The following is a 13029-nucleotide window of genomic DNA, read 5'->3' as shown; positions in this document are numbered from 1 at the left end:
TCTGGCACGCCTCAGTCAAAACTGGGAATAATGTTGGCCTTGTCGATCATATCGATCGGCAACAGGAACTCATGGTCATCTACCTGCACCACGACGTCCTGCTCTTCTACACCGCGCAGAAGGCCCTGAAAGTTGCGTCGTCCTTCAAAAGGCGAGCGCAGCTTGATCTTCACTTGTTCACCGGCAAATTTTGCAAACTGCTCAAGAGTGAACAGCGGGCGTTCCATGCCTGGCGAGGAAACTTCGAGGGTGTATTCAACGGAGATCGGATCTTCAACATCCAGTACACCGCTGATCTGACGGCTGACGATGGCACAATCGTCCACCAGCACACCGCCCTCTTTATCGATATAAACGCGCAACATCGAGTGACGACCCTGAGCCGAAAACTCGATACCCCAGCATTCATAGCCTAGGGCCACGACCACCGGGGCCAGCAAGGCCTGCAACTCTTCTAGCTTGCTCGACACCTGAACCCCCTCGTGCATGTATGTGCATGCTGTGCAAAATAAAAAAATGGGCGAAACGCCCATCCTTGAAACGCCGTCGAACAGCGGCGCTGGAAGTGTCCAGCTAACAAAAAGCCCCTTAAAAGGGGCTCCTTAAACTGGTTGCGGGGGCCGGATTTGAACCGACGACCTTCGGGTTATGAGCCCGACGAGCTACCAGACTGCTCCACCCCGCGACAAAGCTGGGGCGGAAGTATACGACCGATCCCCTACAGGGTCAATGTAACCTTCCACCTGCAAGAAAGCCCGCAACAGCGGGCTCTCCTGACTAATTGGTACCGAGAAGGGGACTCGAACCCCTACACCCTATGGGCACAACCACCTCAAGGTTGCGTGTCTACCAATTCCACCACCTCGGCAATACTACGTTTGAAACCCTTCTTACTTCTGCTCTTGAGCTGGAGGTACGTCAGTCGCTGGAGTAGCCGACTTTTGCTCTTGAAGCACCGGGACATCATCAGAAGCCGGTTGTTGCTTTGGAACTTCCAACACTGCCGGGTTTGGCAAACCTACTTGAGTCAGCTGGTGAGCTTTCTCTTTAGCAAAGTAACCTAACCCTAAGCTGGTTATGAAGAAACCTGCGGCAAGTATAGCAGTAAACTTACTAAGAAAGGTAGAGGAACCTTGGCTTCCGAACACAGTATTTGAAGCACCTGCTCCGAAAGACGCGCCAGCGTCCGCACCTTTACCCTGCTGCAGCAAAACCAGAGCTACTACGCCCAATGCACCCAGCAGATGAAAAACGACTACGACTGTTTCCAGCATTTTTTCAGTTTCCCGCGGCGCGACAAATCGCACCGAACTCATCTGCATTCAGGGAAGCCCCACCAATGAGGCCCCCATCGATATCCGGCATGCCGAACAGTTCGACCGCATTGGCCGCCTTCACGCTGCCGCCGTATAGAAGCCGCACACCTTGTGCGATTTCAGAATTCTCTGCCGCCAACTGTGCGCGAATGGCTGCGTGCACATCCTGCGCCTGTTGCGGCGAAGCAGTCAGCCCGGTGCCAATGGCCCAGACCGGCTCGTAAGCGATTACTGCCTTGGCAAACACACCGACACCCAGCTCGTCAATGATGCTGCCCAGTTGCTGCGAGACAACTTCAAGGGTCTTGCCGGCTTCACGCTGCTCCAGGGTTTCCCCTATGCACAACACCGGAACCAGGCCGCTTGCCTGTGCCGCTGCAAACTTGCGAATCAGCACTTCGTCCTGCTCGCCCATTATCTGGCGGCGTTCGGAGTGCCCGACAAGCACCAGGGAACAACCTGCATCCACCAACTGACTTGGCGAGACCTCACCCGTCAGTGCACCTTGTCCGGATTCCACCGCAGAATTCTGCGCGCCGATCGAAACCGACTTTCCTTTCAAGCCATCAACCACTTGGCTGATATGCAACAAAGGCGGGAATACCGCTACCTCAACACCGCTCGGCAAGGCCAAGTCACATAGGCCGTCGATCAGCTCAGCGACGCTGGCGCGGGTACCGTGCATCTTCCAGTTACCAGCTACCATAGGGCGACGCATGCTGTACCTCGTCGGTCAAAGTGGGCGCAGATGTTACCCAACACAATCGAGGCTGGCAAGCCGAATTCAGGCAGAAACTTCAGTAACCAGTTTTGCCAGCTCTTCGGCGTAGCCGCGAACCAGGGTTTCGTCTTCGCCTTCGACCATTACACGCACCAGCGGCTCTGTCCCGGACTTGCGCAACAGAACCCGCCCGCGACCCGCCATGGCCTGGGTAACACGCTCGCTGGCTTCCTTGACCGACGCATGCTCGAGCGGGTTTGCACCGCCGCCGAAACGCACGTTGATCAACACCTGAGGACACTTGCGCAATGCCTGGCGTGCCTCTGCCAGGCCCTGGGAGCGAGTCTTCAATGCCATCAGCACCTGCAGCGCGGCAATGATTGCGTCACCGGTGGTGGTGTGATGGAAGCACACGATATGCCCCGAGTTCTCGCCACCCACCAGCCAGTTGCGTTCCAGCAGATCAGCGATCACATAACGGTCACCGACGTTGGCGCGCACAAAGGGAATCGCCAGGTCCGCCAGGGCGAGCTCCAGCCCCAGGTTACTCATCAATGTACCGACCACACCGCCTTGCAGCTTGTTCTGCTCATGCAGATCGCGAGCGATGATGTACAGCAGTTCGTCGCCGTCGACGATGGCACCGGTGTGATCGACCATCAGCACGCGATCGCCGTCACCGTCGAACGCGATACCCAGGTCGGCATGCTCGGCCAGCACGGCAGCCTGCAGCTGGCCCATGTGGGTCGAACCGCAGTTGTCGTTGATATTCAGGCCATTGGGGTGCGCTGACAGGACCACGACCTCGGCACCCAGCTCGCGGAATACGCTCGGCGCGACCTTGTACGTGGCACCGTGGGCGCAGTCGATGACGACCTTCAGGCCGGCAAAGCTGGTGCCGGTCGGCACGCTGCTCTTGCAGAATTCGATATAACGACCGGAGGCGTCATTGATTCGCGAGACCTTGCCGATCTTGCTCGACTCAACCACGGTCATCGGGGTATCGAGCAGCTCTTCGATCATGTGCTCGATTTCATCGGGAAGCTTGGTGCCCTTCCCGGAGAAAAACTTGATGCCATTGTCGTCATGGGGATTGTGCGACGCACTGATCACGATGCCGGCTTCAGCATGGAAGGTACGCGTCAGGTAAGCGATGGCCGGCGTCGGCATCGGGCCCAGGAGCATCACGTCGGCACCCGCCGACGTCAGCCCGGCCTCGAGTGCCGATTCGAACATGTACCCGGAAATCCGCGTGTCCTTGCCTACCAGCACCTTGCACGCGCCCATCTTGCGGAACGCCATGCCGGCAGCCCAGCCCAGCTTGAGCATGAAGTCAGGGGTGATCGGATAAACGCCGACCCGACCACGAATACCGTCGGTGCCAAAATATTTCTTAGTCATAATTACTCCATCTTTCTTATTCGGCTGATTCCACGGCGGTGATCATTTTCACCACATCTACTGTTTCAGCTACGTCATGGACACGCAATATACGCGCACCTTTGTGCGATGCCAGCGCCGCGAGGGCAAGACCGCCATACAGGCGCTCCCCGACGGGGCGATTCAACGCCTGGCCGATCATGCTCTTGCGCGACACCCCAACCAACAGCGGGCGCCCCAAGGCATGCAAGGCCTCCATGTGCTTGAACAAGCTTAGATTGTGCTGCAGGTTTTTTGCGAAGCCAAAACCCGGATCAAGAATGATCCGCTCAGCCGGAATGCCCACCGCTGCGCATTGAGCCATGCGCTCGGCAAGAAACTGGCCCACCTCTTGGGTGACGTCCTGGTAGTGCGGGTTGTCCTGCATGTCACCCGGCTCACCGAGCATGTGCATCAGACACACGGGCAAGCCGGTAGCCGCCGCCGCATCCAGCGCTCCTTCGCGGCGCAACGAACGCACGTCATTGATCAAGCCGGCACCGAGTCGCGCTGTTTCGCGCATGACCGCGGGTGTGGAGGTATCAACGGAGATGATCACATCCAGCTCACGGTGGATCCGCTCGACGATCGGCGCCACGCGCTCCAGCTCTTCGAGCGGAGAAACCGCCCTGGCGCCCGGACGAGTGGACTCGCCGCCGACATCGATCAATGTGGCGCCAGCCGCGGCCATGGCTTCGGCATGGCGCAACGCCGCATCGAGCTGGCTGAATCGACCACCATCGGAGAAAGAATCGGGAGTGACATTGAGAATGCCCATGACATGCGTCTGGGCCAAATCAAGAACCCGGTTGCCGCAAGGCAACCGGGTCGAGGACTGAACAAAAGTCATTTCAAACCTTAAACGTCAGCAGCGGGACCGCCGATAGGTGTTTCCGGACGTTCGCCCTGCACTGCCGGAGGGGTGCCGGATGTACCGGTACCGCCCGACCAATCGCGAGGTTCGCGAGGGGTGCGTCCAGCCATGATGTCGTCGATCTGCTCAGCATCGATGGTTTCATACTTCATCAGGGCATCGGCCATGGCGTCGAGTTTGTCACGGTTGTCCGTGAGAATCTGCTTGGCCGTGCCGTAGCACTGGTCGATGATGCTGCGCACTTCGGAGTCGATCAGCTTGGCTGTCTCACCGGAGAAACTTGCACTCTGGCCACCGCCGCCGCGACCGAGGAACACTTCGCCCTCTTCTTCGGCGTACATCAGCGGACCGAGCTTCTCGGAAAGGCCCCACTTGGTCACCATGTTCCGCGCAATCTGGCTGGCACGCATGATGTCGTTCGATGCACCGGTGGTGACGCCATCGAAGCCCAGGGTCATTTCTTCAGCGATACGGCCACCGTAGAGCGAGCAGATCTGGCTGATCAGTGCGCGCTTGGACAGGCTATAGCGATCTTCTTCCGGCAGGAACATGGTCACACCCAGCGCACGACCGCGCGGAATGATCGAGACCTTGTACACCGGATCATGCTCAGGCACGACACGACCGACAATGGCATGGCCGGCTTCGTGATAAGCGGTGTTCTGCTTTTCTTTCTCGGACATGACCATGGATTTGCGCTCGGCGCCCATCATGATCTTGTCTTTGGCCAGTTCGAACTCTTTCATTTCGACGATGCGCTTGCCGGCACGGGCAGCGAACAACGACGCCTCGTTGACCAGGTTGGCCAGGTCGGCACCGGAGAAGCCAGGGGTACCACGAGCGATCACGGCCGGAGCGACGTCGTCACCCATTGGCACTTTGCGCATGTGGACCTTGAGAATCTGTTCGCGACCACGGATATCCGGCAGGCCGACCACGACCTGACGGTCGAAACGGCCCGGGCGCAGCAGCGCAGGGTCCAGTACGTCGGGACGGTTGGTCGCGGCAATCACGATGATGCCGTCGTTCATTTCGAAGCCGTCCATCTCCACCAGCAACTGGTTGAGAGTCTGCTCGCGCTCATCGTGACCACCGCCCATGCCGGCACCACGGTGGCGACCGACGGCGTCGATTTCATCGATGAAGATGATGCATGGCGCGTGTTTCTTGGCCTGTTCAAACATGTCGCGAACACGGCTGGCACCGACACCGACGAACATTTCGACGAAATCGGAACCGGAAATGGTAAAGAAAGGCACCTTGGCTTCGCCGGCAATCGCCTTGGCCAGCAAGGTTTTACCGGTACCCGGAGGACCGACCATCAGCACGCCGCGAGGAATGCGGCCACCCAGGCGCTGGAACTTGCCCGGATCACGCAGGAACTCGACCAGCTCGCCGACTTCTTCCTTGGCTTCGTCGCAACCTGCAACGTCTGCCAGGGTGGTTTTCACCTGGTCTTCGGAGAGCAGGCGCGCCTTGCTCTTGCCGAAGCTCATCGGCCCGCCCTTGCCACCGGCACCGCCCTGCATCTGGCGCATGAAGAACATGAACACCGCGATGATCACCAGGATCGGGAAGCTCGCCACCAGGAGTTGAGTCCAGATGCTTTGCTGCTCAGGCTGCTTGCCTTCGACCACGACGTGGTTGTCCACCAGGTCGCCGATCAGGCCGTTGTCCTGGATTGCCGGACGAATGGTCTTGAAGCTGTCGCCATCGTTGCGCTTGCCGGTAATCACGTAGCCATCAACCGCCACGCGCTCGACCTTGCCATCCTTGACCTGCTGGATGAAGTCGGAATAGTTGAGGGTCTGCGGCTCGTTAGGGCTGGAGAAGTTGTTCATCACCGTCACCAGGACAGCCGCGATGATCAACCACAGGATCAGATTCTTTGCCATATCGTTCAATTAACTACCCTCTGAAGCAAGCGCCGCGTTGGCGCGCGCTTCGCATGATATTCACCGGCCTAACTTACTACATTACCTACAACTCTGGCAGGCGCCGTCTGTAACCCTTTGTGAAACACTTTCTACACAATATTCGCTTATGCACGCGAGGCGAAATACGAAAAACCTATCACCCCGCCAAAAAACCTCGTTTTACTCACTGCGACCGCGATAGCCCCAAGCCAGCATGTATTGCTCGCGAGAGCTGCCACGCGAAGAGTCCGGCTTGAGCATCTGGATCTTGTCGAATTTCTTGCGAGCGTCCTTCAGGTAGACATCGAAACCTTCGCCCTGAAAGATCTTGATCACGAAATTACCACCAGGTTTGAGTATCCGCTCAGCCAAATCAAGTGCCAGCTCGCACAGGAACATGGCTTTGGGCATGTCCACTTCAGGCGTACCACTCATATTGGGGGCCATATCGGAAATCACAAGGTCCACCTGCGAATTACCGACGGCCTCAAGGATCCGGGCGAGCACTTCGTCCTGGGTGAAGTCACCCTGGATGAAAGTCACGTCCGGAATGCCGTCCATTTCCAGGATGTCCGAGGCGATCAGACGACCCTGGCCACCGATCAGCCGGCTGGTGACCTGCGACCAGCCACCGGGCGCCGCACCCAGGTCGACAACGCTCATGCCCGGACGGATCAGCTTGTACTTCTCCTGGATCTCCAGAAGCTTGTAACTCGCACGCGAGCGGTACCCGTCCTTCTGCGCTTGCTTCACATAGGGATCATTGACATGTCTTTTCAGCCACTCAAGGCTTGTCTTGGAACGCGCCATCGGGCACCTCGATGATAAGGGTCGTGATTAGTTGGGCGGATCCACGAACCCTCGGGTAAAATGGCCGCCATTTTACAGAATCCAGACGAAAGGGTCAGATTATGCCGCTCACTCAAGAGCAGAAGAAACAGTACAAATCCATTGGCCACCATCTGAAACCAGTTTTGATTGTGGCTGACAACGGTTTGACTGAAGGTGTGTTAGCCGAACTCGAACGCGCATTGGCGGATCACGAGCTGATCAAGATCAAGCTCAACATCCTCGATCGCGAATCGCGCCTGGCATCCATTGCCGAGCTGTGCAAGGTTGGCAAAGCGGACCTGGTACAGGTCATCGGCAAGATGGCACTGATTTACCGCAAGAACTTCAGCGTCAACAAGCAGCTGTCGAACGTCCATCGCTTCAAGTGATGACAAGGGTCAAGGGTGTGCTTCGCGCACCCTGCCACTCCATCCGGGTACCGGCTGCATGATCAGCACCAGTCCCGAGAACCCCAGAACCATATAGCTGAACACCTGCCAGCGCTGCGCATCAGGCCAGCCGACAAGCACCGCGACAAACATCGCACACGCGCACAACGCGATCAGCAACACCTGCCCACGAAAATCTCGCCATAGACTGGCAAGGCCATTGGCCTGTACCAGCACCAAAGCCTGAAAGATCACGCACACGGCGGCAAACATCACCACCATGGTTTCGAACAAGCCGGCGATCTCATCGATCAGCAACGGTGCCAGGCCAATTCGACCCAACACCGGCTGCAAGCCGAGATGTACCAGCCACAGGCCGCCGACCCACAACATCTGGGCCAGCTGCCAGAGCATGGCGCCCGCATGCAGCGGGCGCCTGCCTTCAGATGTGACGGACTTCGACAATCTCGTACTCGATAACGCCGCTTGGCGTTTTCACGGCAACCACATCACCCTCTTCCTTGCCGATCAAGGCACGGGCCAGGGGTGCGCCCACCGAAATCTTGCCGAGTTTGAAGTCTGCCTCGTCCTCTCCCACGATGTGGTAGGTGACGCGCTCATCCGTCTCGACGTTGGCGATTTCAACGGTAGTGCCGAAGATCACTTTGCCGGTGTGAGGAATGGTCGTGACATCGATGATGACCTGATTCTGGATCCGGCCTTCGATGTCACGGATCCGCGCCTCGACCATACCCTGCTGCTCGCGAGCAGCGTGGTATTCGGCGTTTTCCTTCAAGTCACCCAACTCACGGGCCGTACCGATGTCCTGGCTGAGCTTCGGACGAACGACCTTGGTCAGGTGAGTGTGTTCTTCTTCCAGGGCGCGAGCGCCCTGAACGGTCATCGGGTACTTGGTTATGCTCATGCCTTCAATCCTGCGTGTAGATCCTGCAAGCGGCGTACGGTCTTCTCGGGACCGAACTTCAGCGCTTCGCAGATCGCTTCGCCAGCAGCAATGGTCGTGGTGCAGTAGATCTTGTGCTGCAGCGCGTTGCGACGAATGGAATAGGAGTCAGCGATCGACTGACGGCCTTCAGTGGTGTTGATGATCAGGGTGACTTCGTCATTCTTGATCATGTCGACTACGTGCGGACGCCCTTCGGTCACCTTGTTCACGCGGCGCACTTTCAGGCCTGCCGCTTCGATCAGCTTGGCGGTACCGGCAGTGGCAACCACTTCGAAGCCCAAGTTGATCAGATCACGGGCCACGCCCGCAACCAGTGGCTTGTCGTCATCACGAACGCTGATGAACGCAGTACCGCCGGTCGGCAGCACTTCGCTGGCGCCCATCTGGGCCTTGGCGAATGCTTCACCGAAGGTGTCGCCCACGCCCATCACTTCACCGGTGGACTTCATCTCCGGGCCGAGGATCGGGTCAACGCCAGGGAATTTGGCGAATGGGAACACCGCCTCTTTCACACTGTAGAAGTTCGGGATGATTTCCTTGGTGAAACCCAGCTCTTTCAGGGTTTTACCGGCCATCACGCGTGCGGCGATCATCGCCAGGGAAACACCGATGCACTTGGACACGAACGGTACGGTACGCGAAGCACGCGGGTTGACTTCGATGACGTAGATGTCTTCGCCTTGCAGCGCCAACTGAACGTTCATCAGGCCGACCACGCCCAGCTCCAGGGCCATTTTCTTGACCTGTTCGCGCATCTCGTCCTGGATGTGCGCCGGCAGCGAGTACGGTGGCAGCGAGCATGCCGAGTCACCGGAGTGAACGCCGGCCTGCTCGATGTGCTGCATGATCGCGCCGATGACGACGTCTTTACCGTCGCAGACCGCATCCACGTCCATTTCGATGGCGCAGTTGAGGAAGTGGTCCAGCAGCACCGGGCTGTCGTTGGACACTTGAACCGCTTCACGCAGGTAGCGCTTGAGTTCTTCTTCTTCGTAGACGATTTCCATCGCACGACCGCCCAATACGTAGGACGGACGCACCACCAGCGGGTAACCGATCTTGGCGGCTGCACGAATCGCTTCGTCTTCGCTGCGCACGGTGGCGTTTGGCGGCTGACGCAGGTTCAGGCGCTGGACCATCTGCTGGAAGCGCTCGCGGTCTTCGGCACGGTCGATGGCGTCAGGGCTGGTGCCGATGATCGGCACGCCTGCGGCTTCCAGCGCACGGGCCAGTTTCAGCGGGGTCTGGCCGCCGTACTGGACGATCACGCCTTTTGGCTTCTCGACGCGGACGATTTCCAGCACGTCTTCCAGGGTCACTGGTTCGAAGTACAGGCGATCGGAGGTGTCGTAGTCGGTGGAAACGGTTTCCGGGTTGCAGTTGACCATGATGGTCTCGTACCCGTCATCGCGCAGGGCCAGTGCCGCGTGTACGCAGCAGTAGTCGAACTCGATGCCCTGGCCGATACGGTTAGGACCGCCGCCCAGGATCATGATCTTGTCGCGGCCCGATGGCGCGGCTTCGCACTCTTCTTCGTACGTCGAGTAGAGGTACGCGGTATCGGTGGCGAACTCGGCGGCGCAGGTGTCGACGCGCTTGTAGACCGGGAAGATTTCCAGCTTGTGGCGGTGAGCACGCAGGCTCTTCTCGGTCACACCCAGCAGCTTGGCCAGGCGCATGTCGGAGAAGCCTTTGCGCTTGAGGCGGAACATCAGGTCGCGGTCGATGCTGGTCAGACCCAGGGTCTTGACCTTCTCTTCGTCCTTGATCAGGTCTTCCATCTGTACCAGGAACCACGGATCGATCATGGTCATGCCGAAGATGTCTTCAACACTCATGCCGGCGCGCATGGCGTCCGCCACGTACCAGATACGCTCGGCGCCCGGCACGGTCAGCTCGCGCTTGAGCACGCTCATGCTTTCCGGGTTGCTCAGGTCAACCTTCTCGTCCAGGCCGCAAACGCCTACTTCCAGGCCGCGCAGGGCTTTCTGCAGGGATTCCTGGAAAGTACGGCCGATGGCCATGACTTCACCCACCGACTTCATCTGAGTGGTGAGGCGCGCGTCAGCCTTGGCGAATTTCTCGAAGGCGAAACGTGGCAGCTTGGTCACGACGTAGTCGATGGACGGCTCGAAGGACGCCGGGGTCTTGCCGCCGGTGATGTCGTTCGACAGCTCGTCCAGGGTGTAGCCCACAGCCAGTTTGGCCGCGACCTTGGCAATCGGGAAGCCGGTGGCTTTCGAAGCCAGTGCCGACGAACGGGATACACGCGGGTTCATCTCGATCACGACCATGCGGCCGGTGTTCGGGCAGATGCCGAACTGAACGTTGGAACCGCCGGTTTCCACGCCGATCTCGCGCAGTACCGCCAGGGAGGCGTTACGCAGGATCTGGTATTCCTTGTCGGTCAGGGTCTGTGCCGGTGCCACGGTGATCGAGTCACCGGTGTGCACGCCCATCGGGTCGAAGTTTTCGATGGAGCAGACGATGATGCAGTTGTCCTTCTTATCGCGGACAACCTCCATCTCGTATTCTTTCCAGCCGATCAGCGATTCGTCGATCAGCAGCTCTTTGGTCGGCGACAGGTCCAGGCCGCGGGCGCAGATTTCTTCGAACTCTTCACGGTTGTAAGCGATACCGCCACCGGTGCCGCCCATGGTGAAGGACGGACGGATGATGCACGGGAAGCCAAGCTTCTCGAGGACCGCATTGGCCTCTTCCATGCTGTGGGCGATACCGGAACGCGGGCACGCCAGGCCGATGGACTTCATCGCCTTGTCGAAACGCGAACGGTCTTCAGCCTTGTCGATGGTGTCGGCGTTGGCACCGATCATTTCTACGCCGAACTTCTCCAGAACGCCTTCACGCTCCAGGTCCAGGGCGCAGTTCAGTGCAGTCTGGCCGCCCATGGTTGGCAGCAGCGCGTCCGGACGCTCCTTCTCGATGATCTTGGCAACGGTCTGCCACTTGATCGGCTCGATGTAGGTGGCGTCGGCCATGGCCGGGTCGGTCATGATGGTGGCCGGGTTGGAGTTCACCAGGATGACGCGGTAACCCTCTTCGCGCAGGGCTTTGCAGGCCTGGGCGCCGGAGTAGTCGAATTCGCAGGCCTGGCCGATAACGATCGGGCCAGCGCCGAGAATCAGGATGCTTTTAATGTCTGTACGTTTTGGCATGGGTTTGTCACTCAAATCCGCAGGTCAGTCGGCAAGCCGTCTTGTTCAATCTGTGAAGACCCGAGGGGGCCACCGGTGTCGGGGCCGCCCTCAGGCTTTGCAACATCAGGGCGAGCGATCAGCGTCGCTTGGCCATCTCGTTGATGAAGCGATCGAACAGGGGTGCTACGTCGTTCGGGCCAGGGCTGGCTTCCGGGTGACCCTGGAAGCTGAAGGCGCTCTTGTCGGTACGCTCGATGCCTTGCAGGGTGCCGTCGAACAGCGATTTGTGGATCGCACGAACGTTGGCCGGCAGGGTCGCTTCGTCTACCGCGAAACCGTGGTTCTGGCTGGTGATCATCACAACACCCGTGTCCAGGTCTTGGACCGGGTGGTTGGCACCGTGGTGGCCGTGGCCCATTTTCAGGGTCTTGGCGCCGGAGGCCAGGGCCAGCAGCTGGTGACCGAGGCAGATGCCGAATACCGGGATCTCGGTTTCCAGCACGTCCTTGATCGCCTGGATCGCGTAGTCGCAAGGCTCCGGATCACCAGGGCCGTTGGACAGGAACACGCCGTCCGGCTTCAGGGCCAGTACATCGGCGGCAGGCGTCTGGGCAGGCACCACGGTCACACGGCAGCCGCGCTCGACCAGCATGCGCAGGATGTTCACCTTGACGCCGTAGTCGTAGGCCACCACGTGGTACGGCAGTTCGGAGGCTTCGATGGTCGCGTGGCTGTCGGTTTTCAGGTCCCAGACAGTCGAGCGCCACTCGTATTTCTCGGTGGTGCTGACGACTTTCGCCAGGTCCATGCCCTTGAGGCCAGGGAAACCCTGGGCAGCGGCGATGGCGGCCTCTTCGGAAATGTTGTCACCGGCCATGATGCAGCCGTTCTGCGCGCCTTTTTCACGCAGGATGCGCGTCAGGCGGCGGGTGTCGATACCGGCGATGGCCACAACGTTGTTGGCCTTCAGGTAGTCGGACAGGGACATGGTGTTACGCCAGTTGCTCGCCACCAGCGGCAGGTCACGGATGACCAGGCCAGCCGACCAGACGCGGTTGGACTCGGCGTCTTCCGGCGTGGTGCCGGTGTTGCCGATGTGCGGGTAAGTCAGGGTAACGATTTGTTGGGCGTAGGAAGGATCGGTAAGGATTTCCTGATAGCCGGTCATTGCGGTGTTGAACACCACCTCACCAACGGTTTGACCGTCGGCTCCAATGGCTTCGCCGCGAAAAATGCTGCCATCAGCAAGGGCGAGTATGGCTGGCTTAGTCAAGAAGACCTCCCGTAAATAAAGCCTGAAAGGGCGATCGCAGGTTGTAAAAAAGCGGAGTGACGTATGGACACGTCACCCCGCTTCTTCACTGAATTATTCTGCGCGCTTTTAGTGGACACACTAAAGCTGTAGCTTACAGAAAAAGGCCTTTTTGGTCTACCGCCA

The 13029-nt window shown here is 58.9% G+C and carries 12 protein-coding genes and 2 tRNA genes; 1 reads left to right on the top strand and 13 read right to left on the bottom strand.

Annotated elements, in window-relative coordinates:
* Positions 1–11: 11 nt before the first annotated feature.
* The 9 genes from rimP to rlmE form a co-directional block, all read right to left on the bottom strand.
* Positions 12–470, bottom strand: a complete 459-nt coding sequence (gene rimP, locus SOP95_RS00360) for a ribosome maturation factor RimP (protein ID WP_007915250.1) — start codon at positions 468–470, stop codon at positions 12–14.
* Between the two features lie 138 nt (positions 471–608).
* Positions 609–685, bottom strand: a tRNA-Met gene (locus SOP95_RS00355).
* Between the two features lie 97 nt (positions 686–782).
* Positions 783–868: transfer RNA gene (locus tag SOP95_RS00350), tRNA-Leu, on the bottom strand.
* Between the two features lie 22 nt (positions 869–890).
* Positions 891–1274 (bottom strand): preprotein translocase subunit SecG, encoded by a 384-nt coding sequence (gene secG, locus SOP95_RS00345; RefSeq protein WP_017336473.1) that lies wholly within the window; start codon positions 1272–1274, stop codon positions 891–893.
* A gap of 4 nt (positions 1275–1278) precedes the next feature.
* Positions 1279–2034 carry a triose-phosphate isomerase gene (gene tpiA, locus SOP95_RS00340; RefSeq protein WP_274074068.1) on the bottom strand — a complete coding sequence of 252 codons (756 nt, stop codon included), beginning with the start codon at positions 2032–2034 and terminating at the stop codon, positions 1279–1281.
* A gap of 66 nt (positions 2035–2100) precedes the next feature.
* Complete coding sequence (glmM, locus tag SOP95_RS00335; RefSeq protein ID WP_274074069.1) at positions 2101–3438, bottom strand: phosphoglucosamine mutase; 1338 nt, start codon at positions 3436–3438, stop codon at positions 2101–2103.
* A gap of 16 nt (positions 3439–3454) precedes the next feature.
* The gene (gene folP, locus SOP95_RS00330) at positions 3455–4306 is read right to left on the bottom strand and encodes a dihydropteroate synthase (protein ID WP_323605486.1); all 852 of its coding nucleotides are present in this window, start codon (positions 4304–4306) and stop codon (positions 3455–3457) included.
* A gap of 8 nt (positions 4307–4314) precedes the next feature.
* Positions 4315–6225, bottom strand: coding sequence for an ATP-dependent zinc metalloprotease FtsH (ftsH, locus tag SOP95_RS00325; RefSeq protein WP_020796530.1), 1911 nt, complete (start codon positions 6223–6225; stop codon positions 4315–4317).
* A 201-nt stretch (positions 6226–6426) separates the two neighbouring features.
* Positions 6427–7056: a 23S rRNA (uridine(2552)-2'-O)-methyltransferase RlmE gene (rlmE, locus tag SOP95_RS00320; RefSeq protein WP_274074071.1), complete on the bottom strand. Its 630-nt coding sequence runs from the start codon at positions 7054–7056 to the stop codon at positions 6427–6429.
* A gap of 101 nt (positions 7057–7157) precedes the next feature.
* Between rlmE and SOP95_RS00315 the strand changes: the two genes are divergently transcribed.
* Positions 7158–7466: a YhbY family RNA-binding protein gene (locus tag SOP95_RS00315; RefSeq protein ID WP_007942889.1), complete on the top strand. Its 309-nt coding sequence runs from the start codon at positions 7158–7160 to the stop codon at positions 7464–7466.
* 9 nt (positions 7467–7475) lie between these two features.
* On the opposite strand, the gene SOP95_RS00310 is transcribed toward SOP95_RS00315, so the two are convergent.
* The 4 genes from SOP95_RS00310 to carA all read right to left on the bottom strand — a co-directional run bounded on the left by SOP95_RS00310 (position 7476) and on the right by carA (position 12864).
* Positions 7476–7880: an MFS transporter gene (locus tag SOP95_RS00310; RefSeq protein WP_274074072.1), complete on the bottom strand. Its 405-nt coding sequence runs from the start codon at positions 7878–7880 to the stop codon at positions 7476–7478.
* Positions 7881–7908: 28 nt separating this feature from the next.
* The gene (gene greA, locus SOP95_RS00305) at positions 7909–8385 is read right to left on the bottom strand and encodes a transcription elongation factor GreA (RefSeq protein WP_274074139.1); all 477 of its coding nucleotides are present in this window, start codon (positions 8383–8385) and stop codon (positions 7909–7911) included.
* A gap of 2 nt (positions 8386–8387) precedes the next feature.
* Positions 8388–11609, bottom strand: coding sequence for a carbamoyl-phosphate synthase large subunit (gene carB, locus SOP95_RS00300; RefSeq protein WP_274074073.1), 3222 nt, complete (start codon positions 11607–11609; stop codon positions 8388–8390).
* Positions 11610–11727: 118 nt separating this feature from the next.
* Positions 11728–12864: a glutamine-hydrolyzing carbamoyl-phosphate synthase small subunit gene (gene carA / locus SOP95_RS00295; RefSeq protein ID WP_046820625.1), complete on the bottom strand. Its 1137-nt coding sequence runs from the start codon at positions 12862–12864 to the stop codon at positions 11728–11730.
* Positions 12865–13029 lie beyond the last annotated feature (165 nt).

It is taken from the genome of Pseudomonas sp. YuFO8, from assembly GCF_035065025.1.
Lineage (GTDB): Bacteria > Pseudomonadota > Gammaproteobacteria > Pseudomonadales > Pseudomonadaceae > Aquipseudomonas > Aquipseudomonas putida_AE.
Note: the sequence above shows the minus strand (reverse complement) of the source record. Positions and strands in the feature narration are given on the sequence as shown.